This is a genomic window from Pseudomonas sp. JBR1 (assembly GCF_028198185.1).
In the GTDB taxonomy this organism is placed as follows: domain Bacteria; phylum Pseudomonadota; class Gammaproteobacteria; order Pseudomonadales; family Pseudomonadaceae; genus Chryseomonas; species Chryseomonas oryzihabitans_E.
Genome location: NZ_CP116340.1, coordinates 950156 through 973513 on the forward strand (window position 1 = coordinate 950156; position 23358 = coordinate 973513).

The following is a 23358-nucleotide window of genomic DNA, read 5'->3' on the forward strand; positions in this document are numbered from 1 at the left end:
GACCTGCTGCTATCGTGCACGACCTAGAAAAGTCGCCAGAGCACCCTTCGGGTGCCCAAGACTTCGATCACGCGCAGCCGTGCGCGCCGCCTGACAGCAGGATGACCATGTACGTTTACGATCAGTACGATCAGCGGATCGTCGAAGAACGTGTCGCCCAGTTTCGCGACCAGACCCGCCGCTTCCTGGCCGGAGAGCTCGGCGGTGAAGAATACCGCCCCTTGCGCCTGCAGAACGGTCTCTATATCCAGCGCTATGCGCCCATGCTGCGCGTCGCCGTACCCTATGGCCTGCTGAACACCAAACAGGTGCGCAAGCTGGCGCAGATCGCTCGCGACTACGACAAGGGTTACGCCCACATCAGTACCCGCCAGAACTTCCAGTTCAACTGGCCCGAGCTGGAAGACGTCCCCGAGATCCTTGCCGAGCTGGCCACCGTGCAGATGCATGCCATCCAGACCAGCGGCAACTGCATCCGCAACACCACCACCGACCAGTTCGCTGGTGTCGCCCATGACGAGCTGGTCGATCCGCGCCCCTGGTGCGAGATCATCCGCCAGTGGTCGACCTTCCACCCCGAATTCGCCTTCCTGCCGCGCAAATTCAAGATCGCCGTCAATGGCGCTGCCCTGGACCGCGCCGCCATCGAGGTGCACGACATCGGCCTAGAAGCGGTGCGCAACGACGCCGGCGAGCTGGGCTTCCGCGTCCTGGTCGGTGGCGGTCAGGGCCGTACCCCCCATACCGGTGCGTTCATTCGCGAATTCCTGCCCTGGCAGCACCTGCTCAGCTACCTGGAAGCCACGCTGCGGGTCTACAACCGCTATGGTCGCCGGGACAACAAGTTCAAGGCGCGCATCAAGATCCTGGTCAAGGCACTGGGCGCCGAGGTCTTCGCCGAGAAGGTCGAGGCCGAATGGGCCCACCTCAAGGACGGCCCCATCACCCTGACCGACGCCGAGGTCGCACGGGTCTCGGCCTTCTTCGTCGACCCGGCCTATGCCGACCTGCAGGACCAGGACGAGGCCCTCGCCCGCCTGGACGCCGAGCACCCCGGCTTCGCCCGCTGGCGGCAGCGCAACACCTTCCGCCACAAGCGTCCGGGCTATGTCGCCGTGACCCTGTCGCTGAAGCCCACTGGCGTGGCGCCGGGTGACGTCACCGACCGCCAGCTGGATGCCATGGCCGACCTGGCCGATCGCTACAGCTTCGGCGAGCTGCGCACCTCGCACCAGCAGAACGTCATCTTCGCCGACGTCCGTCAGGACCAGTTGCTGGAGCTCTGGCACGAGTTGCGCGAGCATGGCTTCGCCACGCCCAACATCGGCCTCCTGACCGACATCATCTGCTGCCCCGGTGGCGACTTCTGCTCCCTGGCCAACGCCAAGTCGATTCCCATCGCCGAATCCATCCAGCGCCGTTTCGACGACCTGGACTATCTGTTCGACATCGGCGAGCTGGACCTCAACATCTCCGGCTGCATGAACGCCTGCGGCCACCACCACGTCGGCCACATCGGCATCCTCGGCGTGGACAAGAAGGGCGAGGAGTTCTACCAGGTATCCCTGGGCGGCGACGCCGGCCGTGACGCCACCCTGGCCAAGATCCTCGGCCCCTCCTTCGCCCAGGACCAGATGCCCGAGGTGATCGGCAAGCTGATCAACGTCTACGTCGAGCAACGCACCGAAGACGAGCGCTTCATCGACACCTACCGTCGTATCGGTATCGACCCCTTCAAGGAGCGCGTCTATGCAAAGAATCATTAAGGGCGACCAGCTGGTCACCGACAACTGGCACCTGCTGCCCAAGGACGTCGCCTTCGAAGACGTCCCCAACAGCGACGACGTGATCATTCCGGCCGCGCTGTGGCTGGAACACGGCCATGCCCTCACCTGCCGCGACGGCCGCCTGGGTATCTGGCTGGACAGCGACGAAGAGCCGGAGAGCATCGCCGGTGATCTGGAGCACTTCGCCCTGATCGCCATCAACTTCCCGGCGTTCGTCGATGGGCGCGGCTATTCCTATGCCCGCCTGCTGCGCGAACGCTTCGGCTGGACCGGCGAGCTGCGCGCCATTGGTGATGTCCTGCAGGACCAGCTGTTCTTTCTCAAGCGCTGTGGCTTCGATGCCTACGTGGTGCGCGCTGACCGCGATCCGGAAGCGGCCCTGGCTGGTCTGCGCGACTTCAGCGTGACCTACCAGAGCGCAGTGGATCAGCCAGAACCGCTGTTCCGCCGTCGTCAGGCCTGACCGCCTCGGACGCAAAAGAAAACCCGCCGCGGCGGGTTTTTTTTTGCCTGGGATCGCTCAACCGAGATCGACCACCACGCGACCCACCATCTTTCCCGCCAGGATCTGGCTGATGGTATCGGGCAGTTCTTCGAGGCCGATCTCCCGGGTCAGGCTGTCCAGGTCGTCCAGCTTCCATTGCACCGAAAGCTTGTCCCAGAGCGCGGCCTTGGCCATCAGTGGCAACTCGACGGAATCGACGCCCAGCAGGTTCACTCCGCGCAGGATGAAGGGAAAGACCCCCGCTTCGAATGTGGTGCCAGCGGTCATGCCACAGCAGGCCACGCTGCCGCCGTACTCCAGCGACTTGATGACGTTGAAGAGGATGTCACCACCCACGGTATCCACCGCCCCGGCCCACTGCTGATCCAGCAGCGGCTTGCCGACGCCGTCGGCCAGGGTCGCGCGATCGAGGATCTGGCGGGCGCCCAGCCGATGCAGCCACTCCGCCCGCTCCAGCTTGGCGGTCGATGCGGCGACGTGGTAGCCGAGCCGGGCCAACAGCTTGACCGCCAGGCTGCCGACGCCACCGCTGGCACCGGTCACCAGTACGGTGCCAGCCTCGGGAGTCAGGCCCATCTGTTCGAGCTTCTCGACGCACAGGGCCGCGGTGAGACCGGCAGTGCCCAGCACCATGGCTTCCCGCAGGCCGAGGTTGTGCGGACGGCGGATCACCCAGGCCGCCGGAACGCGGACGTACTGGCCGAAACCACCCGCGGTATTCATGCCCAGGTCATAGCCGGTGACGATGACCTCATCGCCCACGGCGAATTCGGCGGCGCTGGAGGCTTCCACCACGCCGGCGGCGTCGATGCCGGGGGTATGGGGATAACGCCGGGTCACGCCGCGGTTGCCGATGGCCGACAGCGCATCCTTGTAGTTGAGGGATGAGTAGCGCACCCGGATCAGCACCTCGCCCTCGGGCAGGTCGTCCAGGGTGCGCGTCACCACCTCTTGCCGGAAAGCGCCATGGGCCCCTTCGGTCACCCAGAGCGCCTGGAAATTGCTCATCGCAGATCCTCCCTCGAAATCTTGTTATGGAGTTATCGACCTCAGCGCCAGCGGGTCGACTCGGCCAGGCGCTCCCACCAGGTGGTCACGAGGCGATCGACGCCGAGGCTTGCGGCCATGCCCAGGCGTTCGGGCAGAGACTTCTTCTCGACGAAACGCAGGGAGAAGACCTCGACCACCTGGGCCCGCTCGGCCAGGTATTCGTCGCTGGTGCGCAACTCGTCCACCAGTTGCTTGCCGAGTGCGGCCTGGCCCAGCCAGACCTCGCCGGTGGCGACCTCGTCGATATTGAGTTGCGGCCGATAGTGGGCGACGAAGTTCTTGAACAGGACATGGGTGGTGTCCAGGTCGTGCTGGAATTTTTCCTTGCCCTTCTCGTCGTTCTCGCCGAACACGGTGACGGTGCGCTTGTATTCGCCGGCGGTGAACACCTCGAAGTCCACATCATGCTTCTTCAGCAGGCGATGGACGTTGGGCAGCTGGGCGACCACGCCAATGGAGCCGAGGATGGCGAAAGGCGCGCTGAGGATACGGTCGCCGATGCAGGCCATCATGTAGCCACCGCTGGCCGCCACCTTGTCGACGCAGATGGTCAGCGGGATTCCCGCCTGGCGGATGCGCGCCAGCTGCGAGGCAGCCAGGCCATAGCTGTGGACCAGGCCACCGCCGCTTTCCAGGCGCACCACCACCTCGTCCTTGGGTGTGGCGAGGGTCAACACCGCGGTGATCTCGTTGCGCAGGTGTTCGTTGGCCGTGGCCTTGATGTCGCCGTGGAAATCGAGCACATAGACCCGCGACTTGCCGGACTCGCTCTTGCGCTTGGTCTTTTCGGCCTTGGTCTCACGTTTGCGCAGCGCCTTGAAGGCTTCCTTGCCCAGCACGCTCTGCTGCAATCTCAAGCGTAGATCGCGATAGAAGTCGTTGAGCTTCTGGACCTGAAGCTGGCCGGCCGAGCTGCGCCGATTGCGGCCACGGACGGCGGCGGTGAACAGCAGCACGGCGATGATGGCGACCACCACGGTGACGGTTTTGGCCAGGAAACTGGCATAGTCGGCAAGAAACTCCACGGACTCTCCTAGGATGGCGGCAGCAGTGCCCTGCTCAGCATACCGAGTCGTCGGACCGATAGAAACTCGGCTACCTTCAACCTGTTCTCCAGGCCGCACCCTCGACCGCCCGGATCAGGACGTGCTCGGCCTCCGGGCTTTCAAACAAGCGTATGAATATCCGTTGACAGGGCTCCTGCCGCCCCCTACCCTCGGTCGCGTGCCCCTGCCAGATCGCCATGACCTGGCCTTACCGATAAAGACCACAAGGACCCTCGCCATGAGCGCAGCCGATGCCATCGCCACCCTGAAGAGCAAGTTCGATCCGTCCGCCGCGGCCGGCCTGGATCTCACCTATCAGTTCGACGTCGAGGGCGGCGACAACTACTACGTGGTCATCAAGGACGGTACTTGCGACGTCCAGCAGGGCGATGCGACCGACCCGGACTGCACCCTGATCATGGACCAGGCCACCCTGGCCGGCATCGTCAGCGGCGAGACCGACGGCATGCAGGCCTTCATGTCGGGCAAGCTGCGCGTCGAAGGCAACATGATGCTGAGCATGAAGCTGGGCGAACTCTTCCCCAACTAAGCGTCAGTCGAGAAAAAGCCGGGCAATCGCCCGGCTTTTTCGTGCCTGGGATCAGGGCCGCCGCGGCGGCTCGGGCGGCGTGAGGTTGCCGTCCCAGCCGCCACCGAGCGCCGCGATCAGCTGGACGCTGGTGCTGAGGCGACTGCCCAGCAAGGTCAGGTTGGTGCGTTCGTTGCTAAGCGCGGTGGTCTGTAGGGTGACCACATTGAGGTAGTCGATCAGCCCGGCCTGGTACTGGTTCTCCGCCAGCTGCAAGGCGCGGCGCGCGGCGTCCAGGGCCTCCTGGCGCACGCCGGCCTCGTCGTCATAGGTCCGCAGCTGCACCAGGTAGTCTTCCACCTCGCGGAAACCGTCGAGCACGGTCTGGCGATAGCCGGCCACGCGGGCATCGTAACTGGCCTCGGCGGACTCCACCTGGGCCCGGCGCAGCCCCCCATCGAACAGCGCCAGGGCAAAGGACGGCCCGATCGACCAGAAGCGATTCGGTGTGCTCACCAGGTTGCCCCATTGGCTGGCGCTGTAGCCGCCGCTGGCGCTCAGGGTCAGGTCGGGATAGTAGGCGGCTTCCGCCACGCCGATGGCGGCATTGGCAGCCATGACCTGGCGCTCGGCCTGGGCGATGTCCGGCCGCCGTTCCAGCAGCGCCGAGGGCACGGCGCTCGGCAGCGGTGGCAGTTGGGGAATGGCCTTCACCGCAGCCAGCTGGAAGTTGGCGGGTACCTCACCCACCAGCACCGCGATGGCGTTTTCCAGTTGGGCGCGCTGGTACCGGAGGTCGATGGCGTCGGCCTGGGTGCTCTTGAGCTGGGTAGTGGCCTGGGCGACGTCGGCCGGGGTGACGATGCCGGCGCGATATTGGTTCTGGGTCAGCCGCAGGGAACGCTCATAGGCCGCCACGGTGGCGTCGAGCAGACGCTGCTGGGCGTCCAGCACCCGTAGCTGGAGGTAGTTGGTAGCCAGTTGCGTCTGCAGACTCAGGCGGGTAGCCGCCAGCTCCGCGGCGCTGGCCTGGGCAGTGGCCCGATCCGATTCCACCTGGCGGCGCACGCGCCCCCAGAGATCGACCTCCCAGCTCACGCCGAGGCTGGCGTCGTAGGAGTTGTTGATGGTGCTGACGCCTCCACTGCTGAAGGTACTGCTGGTCCCACTGGAATTGCGGATGACGGTGTTGCTGCCCGAACCGCCGCCGCGACCGGAGCGGGTCGCGCCCAGGCTGCTGGACAGGGTGGGAAACAGCGAGGCCCGTGCCTGGCGCACCAGCGCGAGGGATTGCCGATAGGTGGCTTCGGCCTGGGCCAGACTCTGGTTGCGCTGGTTGAGCTGGACCATCAGGCGATCCAGGGTCGGATCATCATAGCGGCGCCACCAATCCCCGCGGATGTCCAGGTCCTTGGGCGCGGCAGCCTGCCAGCCCTCGGCATGCCGATACGCGACCGGCACCGTGGTGGTTGGTCGCTGGTAGTCCGGGCCCAGGGTACAGCCGGCCAGCAACAGTGCCAGGGTCAGCGTCGGCAGGCGCAGGAGTGGGGTCATAGCGGCGTATCCAGGGCAGCGTCGGTACGGATGCCGCGCCAGCGATTGACGCGGCGGCGCAGGCGTTCGAAATAGAGATAGACCACCGGAGTGGTGTAGAGCGTGAGGATCTGGCTCAAGACCAGGCCCCCGACGATCACCAGGCCCAGTGGCTGGCGCATCTCGGCGCCTTCGGTATTGCCGATCAGCAGCGGCACGGCGCCCAGGATGGCGGCCATGGTAGTCATCAGGATCGGCCTCAGACGCAGCAGGCAGGCCTGACGGATGCCCTCCTCGGGCGTCAGCCCCTGCTGGCGCTCCAACTGTAGCGCCAGGTCCACCATCATGATGGCGTTCTTCTTCACCACCCCGATCAACAGGAACAGGCCAAGCATGGAAATCAGGCTGAACTGGCCACCCGTGACCTGGATGGCCAGCAAGGCCCCTACCCCTGCCGACGGCAGCGTCGAAAGAATGGTCAGCGGATGCACGTAGCTCTCGTAGAGCACACCGAGCACGATGTAGACCAGCACCAGGGCGCCGAGGATCATCAGCGGCTGCCCGGAGACGGTACTGGCGAAGATGTTGGCGGATCCGCCCAGGCGACCCTGGACATCGGTCGGCAATCCGATGGCGGCCACCGCACGCTGCACCGCGCGGGTCGCCTGCTCTAGGCTGACGTTCGGCGCCAGATCGAAGTTGATGCTTTCCGAGGCGAACTGGCCGTCGTGGGTGACGCGGTCCTCGGCGAGGCTGTTGGTGTAATGGGCGAAAGCCGACAGCGGCACCTGGGCGCCGCGACTGGTGATGACGCGGATCTGGTCCAGGACGGTCGGGTCCTGGGCATAGCGCGGGTTGATCTCCATCACCACCTTGTACTGGTTGAGCGGCTCGTAGATGGTCGAGATCTGCCGCTGGGCAAAGGAGTTGTTGAGCACCGCGGCGACGGTCTCCATGTCCACGCCCAGTCGCTTGGCCTTCTCCCGGTCGATCTGCAGGGTGATCTGCTGGGTGCTGCCCTCGCGTCCATCCACCGCGGTCAGCTCCGGCAGTGCTTTGAGCGCGGCCAGCACCTTGGGTTGCCAGACCTGCAGCAGCTGGACATCGCCGGAGAGCAGGTTGTACTCGTAGGAGGAGGTGCTCTGCTGGCGACCGCCGAATCTGAGGTCCTGGTCGGCCATGAGGAAGAGTTGGGCGCCCGGCACCTTGGGCGCATTGGCGCGGATGCGCTCGATGACCTTTTGCGCATCCAGCTTGCGCTCGGCGATGGGCTTGAGGCGGATCAGCATCACCGCGTTGTTCACCCCGCTGCCGGAACCGGAGCTGCCGACGAAGCCGGAGGCACTGTCCACCGCCGGATCGGCCAGCAGCGACTTGCGCAGGATCTCGATCTTGGGCTGCATGACCTGGAACGACAGGGCGTTGTCGCCACGGATGAAACCAATCAGTTGCCCGGTGTCCTGCTGCGGCATGAAGGTCTTGGGCACCACCACATAGAGCACCACGTTGAGCGCTATGGTGGCGATCAGGCTCAGCAGCGTCAGCCGGCGATGGCGCAATGCCCAGCCGAGGGTCCGGTCGTAGCCGGCCACCAGGCGCCGATGGGCACGCTCGCTGAAGCGCTGCAGCCGGCTCTCGTTCGCGGGATCATGAGGCCTGAGCCAACGGGCGCACAGCATGGGCGTCAGCGTCAGGGACACCACCAGGGAGACCAGGATGGCGGCGGCCAGAGTCAGGGAGAATTCACGGAACAGCTTCTCGACGATGCCGCCGATGAAGAGAATGGCGACGAAGACGGCCACCAGGGAAACGTTCATCGACAACAGGGTGAAGCCCACCTCGCGGGTGCCCTGGTAGGCGGCCTTGAGCGGCGCCATGCCGTTGTCGATGTGCCGGGCAATGTTTTCCAGAACCACGATGGCATCGTCCACCACCAGCCCCGCCGCCAGGATCAGCGCCATCAGCGACAGGGTGTTGAGCGAGAAGCCGAGGACGTACATGACGGCGAAGGTGCCTACCAGCGAGATGGGCACCGCCAGGGCCGGGATCACCGCGCTGCGCAGCCGGCCGAGAAACAGCCAGACCACGCCAATCACCAGGAAGACGGCGATGACCAGGGTCAGCTCGGCTTCGTGCAGGGTGGCCTTGATCACCCCCGACCTGTCCATGGCCACCTCCATCCGGGCACTGGCCGGGACGATGGCTTCCAGCGCCGGCAGGCGCGCCTTGAGCGCAGCGATGGTCTCGATGATGTTGGCGTTGGCCTGCCGGTTGACCACCAGCAGTACCGCGCTCTGGTCGTTGTAGAAGCCGGCGTTGTAGCGGTCCTCCACGGCGTCGCTGACCTTGGCGACATCGCGCAGGCGCAGCGCCGCACCGTCCTGGTAGCGGATGATCAGGGGCGCATAGTCGGCAGCCTTGAACAGCTGATCGTTGGCCTGGATCTGCCAGTTGTGCTCGTCATTGGCCACCGCCCCCTTGGGTCGACGCTGGTTGGCGCTGTTGATCGCGGTACGGACGTCGTCCAGCGCCAGCCCATAGTGCTCCAGCTGTCGCGGCTCCAGCTCGATGCGTACCGCCGGCAGGGAGCTACCGCCGATCTGTACCTCGCCGACCCCGTTGACCTGGGACAGGCTCTGGGCCAGGACCGTCGAAGCGAGGTCATAGAGCTCGCCCTTGCTCAGGGTCTTGGAGGTCAGGGAGAACACCATGATGGGTGCCTGGGACGGATTGACCTTGCGATAGCGCGGCATCTGGCGCATGCCGCTGGGCAGCAGGTTGCGCGAGGCATTGATGGCCGCCTGCACCTCGCGGGCAGCGGTGTTGACGTTCTTATCCAGATCGAACTGGATGATGATCTGGGTCGAGCCCTGGCTGCTCCGGCTGGTCATGGAGCTGATGCCGGCTATGGTGCCCAGCGAGCGCTCCAGGGGCGTCGCCACGCTGGAAGCCATCACCTGAGGACTGGCACCGGACAGCGTCGCCGACACCGTGATGGTCGGGAAATCCATTTGCGGCAGGGGCGCGACCGGCAGTAGCCGGAAGGCGATGGCACCAAGCAGCAGCAAGGCCAGGCTCAGCAGCAGGGTCGCCACCGGCCGGGCGATGAAAGGCGCCGAAAGATTCACCTCAGGCCGCCCTGCGCCGACCCAGGCGCTCGCCCAGGCGGTCGAAAGCCAGGTAGATCACCGGGGTGGTGAACAGCGTCAGTACCTGGCTGACCAGCAGGCCACCCACCATCACCAGGCCGAGCGGCTGGCGCAGTTCGGCGCCAGCGCCAGTCGCCAGCATCAGCGGCACCGCGCCGAACAGCGCGGCCAGGGTGGTCATGAGAATCGGCCGGAATCTCAGCAGCGCGGCCTGATAGATAGCCTCCTCCGGTTTCAGGCCCTGGTGCCGTTCGGCGTCGAGGGCGAAGTCGATCATCATGATGGCGTTCTTCTTGACGATACCGATCAGCAGGATGATGCCAATCACCGCGATCAGGCCTAGGTCGTTGCCGGTCAGCAACAGTGCCAGCAAGGCGCCGATGGCCGCCGACGGCAGCGTCGAGAGGATGGTCAGGGGGTGGATGAAGCTCTCGTAGAGCACCCCCAGCACGATGTACATCACCACCACCGCCGCCAGGATCAGCAGCAGGGTGCTGGACAGCGAAGCCTGGAAGGCCGCTGCCGCGCCCTGATAGTGGGTGTTGATGCCCACCGGCAGGCCGATCTCCTGCTTGGCCGCGTCGATGGCCGCCACCGCGGCACCCAGGGAAACACCGTTCGCCAAGTTGAAGGACAGGGTCACCGCCGGGAACTGGCTCAGGTGATTGATCACCAAGCGGGTCGGTCGCTGCTCCATCTTCACCAGGCTGGACAGGCGCACCGGAGCGCGGCTGGTGTCCGTGGTGGTTTCGGTCGTGCTGGCCGTGCCGGTACCACTGCTGCCGCTGGAAGAGGTACCACTGCCCGCCTTCACCCAGACCTGGTTCAGGGCATCCGGTCCGAGGCTGTCGGCAGCGGCACTGGCCAGCACCACCCGGTACTGGTTGGCCTGGGTGTAGATGGTCGAGATCTGCCGCTGACCCAGGGCGTCGTAGAGGGCGTCGGTGATGGCCGAGACCTGCACACCCAGACGCGCCGCGGCGTCGCGATCGATGGTCAGGTACAGCTGCAGCCCCTTGTTCTGCAAGTCGCTGGTGACGTCGGTGAGTTCCGGACGCTCCCGCAGGGCCTCGGTCAGGCGCGGCACCCAGGTGTCGAGCAGGTTGGCATCCGGCGAGTCCAGGCTCAGCTGGTACTGGGTGCGGCTGACTCGGTCCTCGACGCTGAGGTCCTGCACCGGCTGCATGTAGAGGGTGATACCCACTACCTTGGCGACCTCGGGCCGCAGGCGGTCGATCACCTCCTGGGCGGTGACGTCGCGCTCGCTCTGCGGCTTGAGGTTGATCTGCATGCGACCGCTGTTGAGGGTGACGTTGTCACCATCGACGCCAATATAGGAAGACAGGCTCGCCACCGCCGGATCCTGGAGCACCACCGCGGCCAGGGCCTGCTGGCGTTCGCTCATGCCGCGGAAGGAAATCGACTGGGGCGCCTCGGTGATGCCCTGGATCGAGCCGGTATCCTGGGCCGGAAAGAACCCCTTGGGCACCAGCAGGTAGAGCACCGCAGTCAGCACGAAGGTCGCCACGGCCAGCAGCAGCATCAATGCCCGGTGCGCCAGCGACCAGCGCAGCGCGCGGCCGTAGCCGGCGATCAGCCGCTCCAGCCAGACCAGCTGGTGCTCGGCGGCTTCCTCGCGCTTGAGCAGCCGCGCGCACATCATCGGCGTGAGCGTCAGGGAGATCACCAGGGAGATGAGGATGGCCACCGCCAGGGTGATGGCGAATTCGCGGAACAGTCGGCCCACCACGTCCTGCATGAACAGCAGCGGGATGAGAACGGCGATCAGCGAAACGGTCAGGGACACCAGGGTAAAGCCGATCTGCCGGGCGCCCTTGAGCGCCGCCTCCATTGGCGTGGCGCCCTCTTCCAGATGCCGGGAGATGTTTTCCAGCATGACGATGGCGTCGTCGACGACGAAGCCGGTGGCGATGGTCAGGGCCATCAGCGACAGGTTGTTCAGCGAGAAGCCGGCCAGGTACATGGCGCCGAAGGTGCCGATCAGCGACAGCGGCACCGTGACCGAGGGAATCAGGGTGGCGCTGAACCGGCGCAGGAAAACGAAGGTGACCATCACCACCAGCCCTACCGCCAGCAGCATCTCGTGCTGGACGTCGGTGACGGCGGCGCGAATGGTCTCGGTACGATCACTGAGCACGGCGATGTCGAGGCCGGCCGGCAGGCTTTCCCTGAGGCTCGGCAGCAGCGCCTGGATGCGGTCGACGGTCTGGATGACATTGGCTCCAGGCTGACGCTGGACGTTGACCAGGATGGCACCGCTGCGATTGGCCCAGGCGGCCAGGCGGTCGTTTTCCGCGCCCTGGGCGATGGTGGCCACATCCCCGAGACGCAGGGCGCCGTTGTCGGCGTAGTTGAGGATCAGATCGCCATAGGCCTTGGGATCGCGCAACTGGTCGTTGGCGTCCAGGGTAGCCACCCGGGTGGGGCCGTCGAAGCTGCCCTTGGGCTGGTTGGTGTTCTCGCTGGTGACCAGGCTGCGCACATCCGCCAGGGTCAGGTTATGGGCCGCGAGCTTGTCCGGATCGACCTGGATGCGCACCGCCGGGCGCTGGCCACCGGCGAGGCTGACCATGCCGACCCCGGTCACCTGGGCGAGCTTCTGCGCCATGCGGGTGTCGACCAGGTCATAGAGCGTGGGCAGCGGCAGCGTCCTGGAGCTGATCGCCAGGGTGACGATGGGCGTATCGGCCGGGTTGACCTTGTTGTACACCGGCGGCGCCGGCAGATCATTGGGCAGCAGGTTGTTGGCCGCGTTGATCGCGGCCTGGACTTCCTGCTCGGCGACCGACAGGTCCAGTTCCAGGTTGAACCTGAGGGTGATGACCGAGGCGCCGCCCGAGCTGGTCGAGGCCATCTGCGACAGGCCCGGCATCTGCCCGAACTGACGCTCCAGCGGCGCGGTGACGGCGCTGGTCATGACATCGGGGCTGGCGCCGGGATAGAGGGTGAGCACCCGGATGGTGGGATAGTCCACCTGCGGCAAGGCCGCGACCGGCAGCAAGCGATAGGCCAGCAGACCGGCGATGAGCAGCGCCACCATCAACAGGGTGGTGGCGACCGGGCGAAGGATGAAGGGGCGCGAGATATCCATCGCGGCCGATCAGCCCTGGGTCTTGCCGGGCTTGCGTACCGCCGGCTTGGCCGGTTCGCTGGGCGCCGCCGAAGCCCCGGTGACCACCTCCACCTCGTTGCCCTCGCGCAGCCGGTCGGTGCCTTCGGTCACCACGCGGTCGCCGGCGGCCAGGCCTTCGGTGACCACGGTGAGACTACCGTCATCCGGACCCAGCTTGAGGCTGCGGACCTGGATCTTGTTGTCGGGTCCCACCACATAGGCGAAGGTGCCATTGGAGCCGAACTGGATGGCCGCCGAAGGCACTACCAGCGCCTGGTCCAGCACCTGTTCGCGCACCCGGACGGTCACGAACTGATTGGGGAACAGTGCCTCGTCGCCATTGGCGAAACGGGCCCGGAACTTGAGCGTACCGGTGGCCGTATCGATCTGGTTGTCGAAGCTCTGCAGGGTACCGTCCGCGACCTTGCGTGCACCGCCGCGATCCCACGCCTCCACTGGCAGGGTCTGGCCGGCGCGGGCTCGCTTGAGCAACTCGCCGAGCTGGCTTTCCGGCAGGGTGAAGACCACCGAAATCGGCTGGGTCTGGGTGATGACGGCCACCACGGTGCTGTCGTTGGCGGACAGCAGGTTCCCGCCGTCGAGCTGACGCAAGCCGACGCGGCCGGCGATGGGCGCCTTGATCTGGGTGAAGGCCAGATTCAGCTTGGCATCGGCCACCGCGGCCTGGCTGTTCTTGAGGGTGCCGCGATACTGGTTGACCAGGGCTTCCTGGGTATCCAGCGTCTGCTTGGCGATGCTGTCTTCGCGGAACAGGCCCTGATAGCGCTTGAGGTCCAGCTCGGCGTTGCGCAGCTGCGCCTGATTCTGCTGCAGGGTGCCCTCGGCCTGCTGCAGGGCCACCTGATAGGGTCGTGGATCTATGGTGGCCAACAGGTCGCCGGCCTTGACCTTCTGCCCTTCCTCGAAGGCAACGCGTACCAGCTCACCGGCGACCCGAGTGCGGACGTTCACGGTATTGAGCGCGGTTACCGTGCCGATGGACCGGCGCACGATGGGAAAGCTGCGCTGCTCGACCGCCACCACGCGCACCGGCGTCGGCCCGGTCATGCCAAAGGGCGAGCGCGCGCCCTTGCCCGCGGCAGCCTCGCTCTTCTGCCCGTGCTGGTGATACCAGTACCAGCCGCCAGCGGCCGCCAGCACGATGAGGACGAGCAGCCAGACGAGTCGGCGACGGGAGGAGGAGCGGAGCGAAGAGTCGGCCATCGGAGAATACGTACACGCTGGAGAAGGCGGAAGATAAGCAGTAGCGAGACGGCTAACCAGCGCCTTTACTGCGATTTTACCTAAAGCAAAACGGGCAGGCACAAAAGGCGCCTGCCCGTTTCGAAGCGCCCACCGCTCTGGGCGGTGGGTTGTCGGCAATCAGCCGAGAACGGCGAGTGCGGCCGCGTAGTCCGGCTCCTGGCCGATCTCGGGCACCAGCTCGCTGTGCAGCACCTTGTCCTGCTCGTCCAGCACGACCACGGCGCGGGCAGCCAGGCCTTGCAGCGGACCGCTGGCCAGGGCGACGCCATAGTCCTGCAGGAATTCGGCACCGCGCAGGGTGGAGAGGTTCATCACCTTCTCCAGGCCTTCAGCGCCACAGAAGCGCTTCTGGGCGAACGGCAGATCGGCGGAAATGCACAGCACCAGGGTGTTATCCAGCTTGTCGACTTCGGTGTTGAACTTGCGCACCGAGGTGGCGCAGGTCGGGGTGTCGACGCTGGGGAAGATGTTGAGCACCTTGCGCTTGCCGGCGAGGCTGGCCAGGGTGATGTCCTGCAGATCGCCATTGACCAGGCTGAAGGCCGGCGCCTGCTGCCCGGGCTGCGGCAGGTTACCCTGCACCTCGACCGGATTGCCGCGCAAATTGACGGTTGCCATGAACTGCTCCTTTCTCATGAGACGGGACAGGGAGTAAACACGTTTTCCGCGGACGATCAAAGCGTTACACGCCCCTGCTTTAAAAATCGCGGCGATAGAAGAAATCCAGGGAATTAGCCAGACCGCTGGCAATCTCCAGATAGAGCCGTCGGGTGAGCTGGTAGCGTAGCGCGACGGTATTGGCCGAATCGAACACCCCTACGCCATAGCGCACCGACAACCGATCGGTAAGGTTGCCCGAGGCGACGACGCTGGTCTTGTCCCCTGACCCGGCGGTATCCAGCTGGAAGTTCTGGATGCCCAGGCGCTGCGCCAGGGCGCCCGCAGTACCCGAGCTGCCGGCCAGGCCCAGTGCCAGGGCGGCCTGACCGAGCACGTTGTTGTCTCCCTCGCTTCCGCTCGACAGCGGTCGCCCCAGGACCAGGTAGGCCAGCGCCTGCTCCTGGCTCATGCTCGGCTCGGAGAACACCTCGATACGTGGCTGCTGGGCGAAGCCCGAGAGGCGCAGCCCTGCGGTGACGTTCTGCTCCTGCACCACGCGCACCGCCTCCACATCGATGTAGGGCTGGGCGATGGGGCCCTGGAAGAACAGTCGGGCGCGCCTCATGGTCAGCCGCTGACCGTAGGCGTTGTAGCGACCGTTGCGCAGATTCAGCTCGCCACGGGTGTCGAGGTTGTCACCGATATGCACCTTGCCGACGATTTCGGCTGACAGGCCGAAGGCATCGAAGGTGAGCTTGTCGGACCCGACCAGGACGTCGACGTCCATGGCGATCTGCATGGCCTGCTGCTTGGCCGGGGCCTCCTGGCCGACGATGACGGCATCGTCCGACACCTTGACCGTGGACGGAGGCAACTGCTGCACCCGGATACGGCCGCGGGGCACCCGGACCTCACCGGCCAGGGCCAGGCGCCCGTCCTTCATCATGATCTTGAGATTGGGCGCCACTTCCAGCTGCGCATAGGGCTCGACGTTGACCGGCAACTTGTCGCCGGTAACCGCCACATCGACATCCAGGCCTTCGGCCCAAGCGACACTGCCCTGGATCTGCCCACGCCCCTGGGGGCCGCTGCGCCAGCCCCCGTCGAGGATCGCGGTATCGCCCTGGATGCGTGCGGTAAGACCGAGATCTTGCAGACGGGTCGGCACGCTACCGCCGCCAATGTCGCCGCCAGTGAGCTGGATCTGGCCATTGACCCGCGGCTGCAGCAGGGTGCCGCCCAGTTCGCCGGAGCCGCTGACCTTGCCTTCGAGATGCTCGATGCCCTCGACGAAGGCCTTGCCCAGGGCCAGGTTCAGCCCCTGCAACTGAAAGCGCCCGGCCAGCGCCTGACGCGGATCGCGGGGATCCAGCCGGGCCTGGACATTAAGTTGCCCGAGGTCGGCACTAATCAGTTGCACCTGGGTATCCACCTGTTGTGGCTTCAGGGCGCTGGTGACATCGAGGCGGTCATAGCTGAAGGTCTGCCACTGACCGGCGGCGTCGCGCAGCTTGAGGCTACCGCGCCCGGCCTGCAGGCGTATCTCGCCATCGGGCCCGGCCTTGGGCAGGCGCAGGTCGACGTCGCCGTCGAGGGTGCCCTGCCAGGCCAGCTCCGGTGGCAACAGGGGTTGCAGACTGGCCAGCGGGAAGGCACGCAGGTGCCAGGCGAGACGGGTATCGGGCAGCAACTGCTGATCGTCGCCACAGAGGCTGGCCGCGCCGGAGCGCCAGCAGTGGCGACCCAGCTCCAGACGACCACTGTTCAGGCGCTCGATGCGGGCCGGACTCTGCAGGGTCCAGTTCTGGCCGCTGGCCGCGACTGACCCACGAGACAGCTGACCCTTCCAGTCCCCGTTGTCGGCCAGGGTGCCACCTGCCGCGAACATCAGGTTCAGTTGCGACCCCTTGAGCGAAAGATCCGCCTGTTGCTGACGGCGATCACCCTGTCCCTGCAGGCGCAAGACACCGAAATCGCGACCGGCGGCCTGCAGCCCCTGGGCGGTCAGGTCCAGCGTGCCGCGTTGGCGATCATCCAGGTTGGCGGCCAGCGCGAGGCTGCTGATGCGGCTGTCAGCATAGGCCAGCTGGCGACCGTCGAGGCGCAACTGACCAGCAGGGGCCTTGAGGGTCCCGGCCACGTCCAGGCGGCCCTGGGCGCTACCGGAAAGATCGGGCCAGAGCTGAGCCAGGCGGCGCAGGTCCAGCTGGAGCTGACCTTGCAGACGCTGGTCGAGGGCGCCCTGCCCCTGAATCCGGTTGTCACCCAGGCGAATGTCGAGTTCGGATACCTGCCACTGCTCGCCAGCGCCCTTGGCCTTGGCAGCCAGCACGGCCGGCTGGTTGCGCAGTCGACCCTTGAGGTCCAGATCGGCATCCAGCTGCAGGCGACCATCCTTGAAAGCGCCCGAGCTGCGCAGCGGACCGCCCAGGCTGCCGGGCAGCTGGGCTACCCAGAAGGCCGGATCGAGGCGGCTCAGGTCCAGGGCCACCTGCCAGCTGACGCCGTCGGTGAAGCCCAGATTGACCTTGCCCTGCGCCCGCCCCTGGCCGGCCTGGAGATCCAGGGACGGCAGATTGAGCTGGGTGGTGTCGCCACTGAAGGGGGTGGCCAGGGTAAAGGCGCCGGCCGGGCCCGTGGCGGCGGCCTTGAGATTGCCCAGGTAGGCGCCATCTCGATAGGCCACTTCGCCTTGCAGGCGCTGCAGGCTCACCGGTGGCTCCGCCATGGGATATAGCCGCCGCCAGGGGAAATCACGCCAGTCCAGCGTGGCATCGGCGGCCAATCCCTCGTGCCAGTCGACCTGCCCGGCCAGCATCACCCGTTGTTCGGGCGTGGCCTGCAGGCGCAGGGCGGCGATCCGCGCGCCCTGGGCATCGACGCGGCCATCCAGATTCAGGGCCACCGGACCACCCTCGCCCGGCAATTTCGCCTGGCCCACCAGGGCGTAGCCGGCGGCAAGATCGCCCCGGGCGGTCAACGTGAGGTCATTCAGGCGCAGGGTGTCGGGCAGACTGGCCGCCGCCTTGAAACTATCAGCCACCAGTTGCAGATCGGCGGGGACATTCTCCACCAGCGGCTGGACCGTGCCGGTCAGCCGTCCGGGTAGATAACCACTGCTATCGGCCTCCAGGTGCAGGGCCTTCTGCAGTTCGCCTTCCAGCTTGAGCGTCAGCGGCCAGGGAGCATTATCCGGCGCGGGCAGGCCCAAAGCGCCCTGCAGTTGCAGCGGCCAGTCGCCGTTGGGCTGTAACCGACCATGGGTATCCAGGGTGACGCCGTGGGCTGCGCCGGCCAGACGCTCGATGGCGATGCCATCGGCCTGCCAGCGGGCCTGCAATTCCACGTCTCGTGCCTGCTCGGCACCGTTGTAGAGCACTTCGCCGATGCGGACCTCGCCCAACTGCACACCGAGCGGCAGGTCCAGGCTGGGCAAGCGAACCGGACCGTCCTTCTCTGGCGCGGGCTCGGTGCTGGGCGCCTGGTCGATGGCGATCCGCGAGGCGACCAGGGTGTCGATGCACAGCTGCAAACGGAACAGGCAACCGGGCCGCCAGGCGAACTCGGGCGCCTCGACCGTCACCCGCGTGGCGCCGCCATCCCACACCAGCTGCCGCGCCTGCCAGTGGCCGCCCAGGCGGCCCTGGAAATCGGCCAGGGTCAGACCAGGAACGTGATCCAGCACCAGGCGGCCGATACTGCCGTTACCCAGCACCAGGGCCAGCAGCAGGATCAGTGCACCGAGCAGAGTCGCCAGTACGCCAAGGATGACACCACCTACCGACTTCACAGCTCAGGTCCTATGGAAAAGTGCAGGCGGATGCCGCCGGGTTCGTCGAGGCCGTGGGCCAGGTCGACACGGATCGGTCCTACCGGCGAGACCCAGCGTACGCCTATGCCGACGCTGGTCTTGAGTTCGTAATTGTTGAGGTCGTTGAAGGCGCTGCCCTGGTCGATGAAGGTCGCCAGGCGCCACTTGTCGCGCAAGGGATACTGATACTCGACGCCACCCGCGACGAGGTATCGGCCGCCTACGTAGTCACCTTCGTCGTTTTCCGGCGACAGGGTCTGGTAGTCATAGCCGCGGACGCTCTGGTCGCCGCCCGCAAAGAACCGCAACGACGGTGGGACCTTGTTGTAGCCGTTCGTGAGGTTGCCTCCCAGTTGCAGCCGCCCCAGGAAGCGATGGCCATCGCCCACCGTGATCAGGCCACGAGCCAGGGCGGTGGCATGGATCATGTTGGCGTCCGAAAGCAACCCCTCCTTCGCCGCTGAGACGCCGAACTGCAGCCGATAGCCGCGATTGGGGTCGATCCGGTTGTCACTGCGCAGGAGCGAGAAGTCCACCCCAGGCATCACCAGGTTGGAGGTGCCCTCGTCGTTGCCCAGGCGATAGCTTTCGTTACGCCATTTGAGGGACAGCACCCGCTCCCACCCGTTGGGAAACTTGCGGTGCCACTCGGGGCCCACGGTAAGCAGCTGGCTCAGGGAATCGTCGTCGGCGATCTGCTCGTACTGGTAGCCGCCGGCGAAGCGGAACTTGTCGTTGATCGGATCCTGGCCAGGAATGTCGTACCAGGTGGCGATGCTCTGCCGGGGCGCAGACAGCTCGGCCTCGGCGCCCAGGCTATGCCCCTGAGGGTTGAGCCAGTGGTTTTCCCAGGTGAATCTGAGTCGCGGGCCAACGTCCGTGGAATAGCCGGGGCCAAAGCCAAAGGTCCGCGGCTTGCGGGTTCTCAGGGTCACGGTCACCGGCACCTCGGCGGCGCCTTCGGACTTGGGATAGGTATCGAGCCGCGCACCGTCGAAGAAGCCACTGGCCAGCAGGTTGCTCTGGAAATCGGCGATCAGCTCGGAATCGTAAGGCGTACCCGGGGCGAAGGGCACCATGCGCTGCAGCAGATCGGGATCGAAGGGGGCATTGCCTTCGAAGGAAACCTTGCCCAGGACGAAACGCGGACCGCTGTCGAACACCAGCGCGATGTCGGCGAACCCGGTGGCAGGATCGATACGCAACTGATGCTGGGTAAAGGTGCCGCGAAAGAAGCCGTAGCGCTGCGCCTGGTTCTGGATCAGGCTCTTGGCGTCTTCATAAAGTCCCTGATTCAGCGCCTGACCTGGCTTCAAACCCGCCGGAACCGGGCGTTGGAAGGCGCGCAGCTCTCGCGCCGGACCTTCGATACGGATGTCGACATGGCGCAACTTGACCGGCTCGCCTGGACGCACCTCGACCACCAATCTCGGCGTCTCCCCCGGCTCGACCCGGGTCTCGATCTGCGCGTGGTAGTAACCCAGCGCCTGCGCCGCCTGCTCGGCCTGCCGCTCCGTCGCCGGACGCAGACGCTGCAAGCCTGCCGCATCGCGTCCCTCGACAGAGCCGATATAGGCCTGGATGTTGTCTCGCAGCGGGTTGTTGGCCGGCTGAACACGAACGCTGACCTCGGCCGGCGCCGCCCAGGCCATGCCATGCAGACAACAAACACCAATCAGGGCACGGCGTAGAGCGTTCGGTTTATTCATACAGGAATGCTAACGGGCGTTGCGCTGTGAGACAAACCGGAAAGGCCAGGGTTCGCCTGGTGGCCGCTTCGGCAAGGCGCTTTCTGATAGGCTAGGACCAATCATCTTTCAGGAAGGTAACATGAAGATTATTTGCTTCAATATCAATGGATTACGCGCAAGACCTCATCAGCTTTCTGCAATCATAGAACGCTACGATCCCGACGTGATCGGCCTGCAGGAAACCAAGGTATCGGATGACCAGTTTCCCCTGGCGGACGTGGAGTCCCTCGGGTATCACGTGCATTACCACGGCCAGAAGGGCCACTACGGTGTGGCGCTGCTGTCGCGTCTGGCGCCGTTGGAGCTGCACAAGGGTTTTCCGGGCGACGACGAAGAGTCCCAGAAAAGATTCATCTACGGGGTCTTCGCCGACAGGCAGGGCCAGCCCCTGGTGGTCATGAATGGCTATTTTCCTCAAGGCGAGAATATCGCTCACCCCACAAAATTCCCTGGCAAGAGGAAGTTCTACGCCGATCTTCAGAATCTACTTGAGGAGCGTTTCTCGCCTGACACGCCCTTGCTGCTCATGGGTGACTTCAATATCTCCGCCCAGGATCACGACATCGGCATCGGTGCAGCCAATGCCAAGCGCTGGCTGAGAACCGGCGCCTGCAGCTTCCAGCCCGAAGAGCGCGAGTGGATGCAGCGCCTGCTGGGCTGGGGCCTGATCGACAGCTACCGTCATCTGCATCCGGACGTGGACGATCGCTTCAGCTGGTTCCCCTATCGCAGCCGGGGTTTCGAAGACGAGCCCAAGCGTGGCCTGCGCATCGACACCATCCTGGCCTCCCGGGCGTTGCGCGAGCGTATCGCCGGGGCGGGCGTGGACTATGAAATCCGCGGTATGGAGAAGCCCTCCGACCATGCGCCGGTCTGGCTAGAATTGACGTGAAGTCCTGTCACGCCGCCGTCACACGGCGTGCCTAAGGTGGCGGCCTCGTTTCAGCTTCGAGGCCCGACCATGAACCGCTCTGCGCCAGTATTCCGCCGCCTGTTCCTGCAGAGCACAGTGCTCATGCTGCTGTTTCCGCTGCTGCCCTTGCCGCTCCTGGCCAGCCAGCCGGCAACCACCCTGCTGCGCCTGCAGGGCTCCAACACCATCAACGCACGCCTGGGACCCCGTCTGGTTGCGGCGCTACTCGCCGAGCGCGGCTACCGCGATCCCCAAGTGGTACCTACCGACGCGATGGACGAATGGCGGCTGACCGCCCGCGCCCCGGACGGCACCTGGGTGGCAGTCCCCATCGCCGCCCATGGCTCCAGCACTGGTTTCACCGCGCTGGCCGCCGGCACCACGGACCTGGCCGCCGCCTCGCGACCGATCAATGATACTGAAGTCAACGCCCTGGCCGGCCTTGGAGACTTGCGCAGCAAGGACGCGGAATATGTCATCGGCCTGGACGGCCTGGCGATCATCGTGCATCCGGGCAACTCCTTGCACGAGCTCAGCCTCCAGCAACTGGCGCAGGTCTTCGCCGGAGAGATCACCGACTGGCAACAGCTGGGCGGCAAGCCTGGTCCGATCCGGCTCTATGCCCGGGATGATCGCTCGGGCACCTACGACACCTTTCGCGAGCTGGTTCTGAATCCGCAGGGCAAGCACCTCAACGCCGCCGCCAAACGCTATGAATCGAACGAGGAGCTCGCGCAACAGGTCGCCAGTGATCCGGCGGGCATTGGCTTCACGAGCCTGGCGGCGGCGGCCAATCTGCCGAAGCTCGCCCTGCGCGATGGCCAGGGTCGGGCCATCGCACCCAGCGAAGCCAGCATCGCCACCGAAGACTATCCGCTGGCACGGCGACTGTTCCTCTACGGCCCGCCGGCGCGGCGTTCGGATTGGGCCCGCGCCCTGCTCGAATTCAGCCAGACGCCGGCGGGCCAGGCCGTGGTCCAGCAGAGCGGGTTCGTCGCCCAGCGCATCGAGCCAGTCAAGATCAGTGATACCCAGGGCATGCCTGCCTCCTATGGCGAACTGGCCCGACGCGCCCAGCGCCTCACGGTCAACTTTCGCTTCACCTCCGGCAGTGCGCATCTCGACAACAAGGCGCTGCGCGACGTGGAGCGGCTGGCCGCCTTCATGCGCCGCCCGGAGAATGCGCAACGCCAGCTCATCCTGGTCGGCTTCAACGACACCACCGAAGACCCCGCGCGCGCCGCCCTCCTGGCCCGCCTGCGGGCCAACGCAGTCGCCACGGCCTTGCGTCACCAGAAAGCCTTCGCCAACGAATTGCTCTGGCTTGGCGACCAGTTGCCAGTGGCGGGGCTATCTCCCAATGGCCGCGTGAAGAATCGCCGCGTCGAGGCCTGGATTCATTAGAGATCGCGCATCCTGGCTTTGAGGCGAACGCGTAACGGCAGCGTAAGGCGCTACGCGATTGGCCGTTGCAGGCTAGTGAAAAGACGTTTCCTGACGGCCGTCCCGACATCCCTAGCTCGTGTGCACCACGCGGGGAGACTTAAAGTGGTTTCTCAAGATTAGTTCATAGAGGACTTCACTAAGCCTACTTAACCTATTGATAAAAATCATATTTATCAGGCAGTAAATCGCATTGCGTTCTAGCTGGGATAGCCTCAATTCCCATCTTGATATCTTCAATGCGCAATCGACCTGAGCCCAGGCATGGCTTGTGTCACCCAGACCAGGCAGCCCAACCAATGCTTCTTGCGCGTCGTAATCATCTGGGCACAGGCCTGACGGCACCGAGCCCCTGGATGCGCTCCCCCGGATGAATGCCCCGCGTCGAGAACCAACCCGTGGCCGTTTCCAAGGCGTAACGCGCAGGTGCACGCGAGCAGTGATGGGTGTCGCTCAATGGGCGCATCTCGACGACGTTCAGAATGTCGCCTTGCGCAGAGATGAAGGCGGCGGCCAGCGCACTGGGCGTATCGCGCATCCATAGGCAGCGCGCGTCGTCACCAGGGAAGACGAACAGCATGCCTTCGTCCGCTCCCAGGGGCGAACGCCCCATGAGCCCACGCGCCCGTTGCTCAGGCGTACTCGCCACCTCGACGCGGAGCCGATGGTCACCGATCCGTAGAACAAGGGGCTCGGCTGCCGCAACCGAAAAAGCACTCAGTGCCGCCAATAGGACAGCCAGTCTGGCCATGCCCGGCGACCGGCGCTGCCCGAGTGCCTGGGGATCATGGACAAAAAACCTCATGACGTGTGACCTTTGCCAGGCGAAAGCAATCTATCCC

General features: G+C 65.5%; 15 protein-coding genes. 5 read left to right on the forward strand and 10 right to left on the reverse strand.

Translation table 11 applies throughout. The annotated features are described in order from the left end of the window. Positions 1–107 precede the first annotated feature (107 nt). Entirely contained in the window at positions 108–1766 is a 1659-nt protein-coding gene (locus PJ259_RS04630) for a nitrite/sulfite reductase (protein WP_271654914.1), read from the forward strand. Then, on the forward strand, positions 1750–2250 hold the full coding sequence (locus tag PJ259_RS04635; protein WP_271654915.1) for a DUF934 domain-containing protein: 501 nt from the start codon (positions 1750–1752) through the stop codon (positions 2248–2250). Before PJ259_RS04630 ends, PJ259_RS04635 begins: the two co-directional genes overlap by 17 nt. Positions 2251–2307: 57 nt before the next feature. Here PJ259_RS04635 and PJ259_RS04640 read toward each other — a convergent pair whose 3' ends face one another. After that, positions 2308–3300 carry a YhdH/YhfP family quinone oxidoreductase gene (locus tag PJ259_RS04640; protein WP_059314934.1) on the reverse strand — a complete coding sequence of 331 codons (993 nt, stop codon included), beginning with the start codon at positions 3298–3300 and terminating at the stop codon, positions 2308–2310. A gap of 41 nt (positions 3301–3341) precedes the next feature. Beyond that, a complete protein-coding gene (gene sohB / locus PJ259_RS04645; RefSeq protein WP_271654916.1) occupies positions 3342–4367 on the reverse strand; it encodes a protease SohB in 1026 nt (341 codons plus the stop codon). 259 nt (positions 4368–4626) lie between these two features. Between sohB and PJ259_RS04650 the strand changes: the two genes are divergently transcribed. After that, on the forward strand, positions 4627–4938 hold the full coding sequence (locus tag PJ259_RS04650) for an SCP2 sterol-binding domain-containing protein (RefSeq protein WP_140216302.1): 312 nt from the start codon (positions 4627–4629) through the stop codon (positions 4936–4938). 51 nt (positions 4939–4989) lie between these two features. Here the strand turns inward: PJ259_RS04650 and PJ259_RS04655 are convergent, their stop codons facing one another. The 7 genes from PJ259_RS04655 to PJ259_RS04685 form a co-directional block, all read right to left on the reverse strand. Beyond that, on the reverse strand, positions 4990–6471 hold the full coding sequence (locus PJ259_RS04655) for an efflux transporter outer membrane subunit (protein ID WP_271654917.1): 1482 nt from the start codon (positions 6469–6471) through the stop codon (positions 4990–4992). After that, positions 6468–9578 (reverse strand): efflux RND transporter permease subunit, encoded by a 3111-nt coding sequence (locus PJ259_RS04660; RefSeq protein WP_271654918.1) that lies wholly within the window; start codon positions 9576–9578, stop codon positions 6468–6470. The genes PJ259_RS04655 and PJ259_RS04660 overlap by 4 nt, the downstream gene beginning before the upstream one ends. Position 9579: 1 nt before the next feature. Then, positions 9580–12711, reverse strand: coding sequence for a multidrug efflux RND transporter permease subunit (locus PJ259_RS04665; protein WP_271654919.1), 3132 nt, complete (start codon positions 12709–12711; stop codon positions 9580–9582). Positions 12712–12720: 9 nt separating this feature from the next. Beyond that, positions 12721–13956 carry an MdtA/MuxA family multidrug efflux RND transporter periplasmic adaptor subunit gene (locus PJ259_RS04670; protein ID WP_059314938.1) on the reverse strand — a complete coding sequence of 412 codons (1236 nt, stop codon included), beginning with the start codon at positions 13954–13956 and terminating at the stop codon, positions 12721–12723. Between the two features lie 159 nt (positions 13957–14115). Continuing rightward, a complete protein-coding gene (tpx, locus tag PJ259_RS04675; protein ID WP_271654920.1) occupies positions 14116–14616 on the reverse strand; it encodes a thiol peroxidase in 501 nt (166 codons plus the stop codon). Positions 14617–14695: 79 nt separating this feature from the next. Then, positions 14696–18388 carry a translocation/assembly module TamB domain-containing protein gene (locus PJ259_RS04680; protein ID WP_271654921.1) on the reverse strand — a complete coding sequence of 1231 codons (3693 nt, stop codon included), beginning with the start codon at positions 18386–18388 and terminating at the stop codon, positions 14696–14698. Continuing rightward, the gene (locus PJ259_RS04685) at positions 18385–20061 is read right to left on the reverse strand and encodes an autotransporter assembly complex protein TamA (RefSeq protein ID WP_059314941.1); all 1677 of its coding nucleotides are present in this window, start codon (positions 20059–20061) and stop codon (positions 18385–18387) included. The genes PJ259_RS04680 and PJ259_RS04685 overlap by 4 nt, the downstream gene beginning before the upstream one ends. A 178-nt stretch (positions 20062–20239) precedes the next feature. Between PJ259_RS04685 and xthA the strand changes: the two genes are divergently transcribed. After that, on the forward strand, positions 20240–21052 hold the full coding sequence (gene xthA / locus PJ259_RS04690) for an exodeoxyribonuclease III (protein ID WP_271655824.1): 813 nt from the start codon (positions 20240–20242) through the stop codon (positions 21050–21052). A 69-nt stretch (positions 21053–21121) separates the two neighbouring features. Beyond that, entirely contained in the window at positions 21122–22477 is a 1356-nt protein-coding gene (locus tag PJ259_RS04695; protein WP_271654922.1) for a substrate-binding domain-containing protein, read from the forward strand. Between the two features lie 358 nt (positions 22478–22835). Here PJ259_RS04695 and PJ259_RS04700 read toward each other — a convergent pair whose 3' ends face one another. Then, positions 22836–23321: a DUF192 domain-containing protein gene (locus tag PJ259_RS04700; RefSeq protein ID WP_333909677.1), complete on the reverse strand. Its 486-nt coding sequence runs from the start codon at positions 23319–23321 to the stop codon at positions 22836–22838. Positions 23322–23358: the final 37 nt, after the last annotated feature.

Bases quoted from the DNA above. Each gene is read 5' to 3' on its own strand.
- PJ259_RS04630 (WP_271654914.1), top strand. From the start codon at position 108: ATGTACGTTTACGATCAGTACGATCAGCGGATCGTCGAAGAACGTGTC.
- PJ259_RS04635 (WP_271654915.1), top strand. From the start codon at position 1,750: ATGCAAAGAATCATTAAGGGCGACCAGCTGGTCACCGACAACTGGCAC.
- PJ259_RS04640 (WP_059314934.1), bottom strand. From the start codon at position 3,300: ATGAGCAATTTCCAGGCGCTCTGGGTGACCGAAGGGGCCCATGGCGCT.
- PJ259_RS04650 (WP_140216302.1), top strand. From the start codon at position 4,627: ATGAGCGCAGCCGATGCCATCGCCACCCTGAAGAGCAAGTTCGATCCG.
- PJ259_RS04655 (WP_271654917.1), bottom strand. From the start codon at position 6,471: ATGACCCCACTCCTGCGCCTGCCGACGCTGACCCTGGCACTGTTGCTG.
- PJ259_RS04665 (WP_271654919.1), bottom strand. From the start codon at position 12,711: ATGGATATCTCGCGCCCCTTCATCCTTCGCCCGGTCGCCACCACCCTG.
- PJ259_RS04670 (WP_059314938.1), bottom strand. From the start codon at position 13,956: ATGGCCGACTCTTCGCTCCGCTCCTCCTCCCGTCGCCGACTCGTCTGG.
- tpx (WP_271654920.1), bottom strand. From the start codon at position 14,616: ATGGCAACCGTCAATTTGCGCGGCAATCCGGTCGAGGTGCAGGGTAAC.
- PJ259_RS04685 (WP_059314941.1), bottom strand. From the start codon at position 20,061: ATGGCCTGGGCGGCGCCGGCCGAGGTCAGCGTTCGTGTTCAGCCGGCC.
- xthA (WP_271655824.1), top strand. From the start codon at position 20,240: ATGAAGATTATTTGCTTCAATATCAATGGATTACGCGCAAGACCTCAT.
- PJ259_RS04695 (WP_271654922.1), top strand. From the start codon at position 21,122: ATGAACCGCTCTGCGCCAGTATTCCGCCGCCTGTTCCTGCAGAGCACA.
- PJ259_RS04700 (WP_333909677.1), bottom strand. From the start codon at position 23,321: ATGAGGTTTTTTGTCCATGATCCCCAGGCACTCGGGCAGCGCCGGTCG.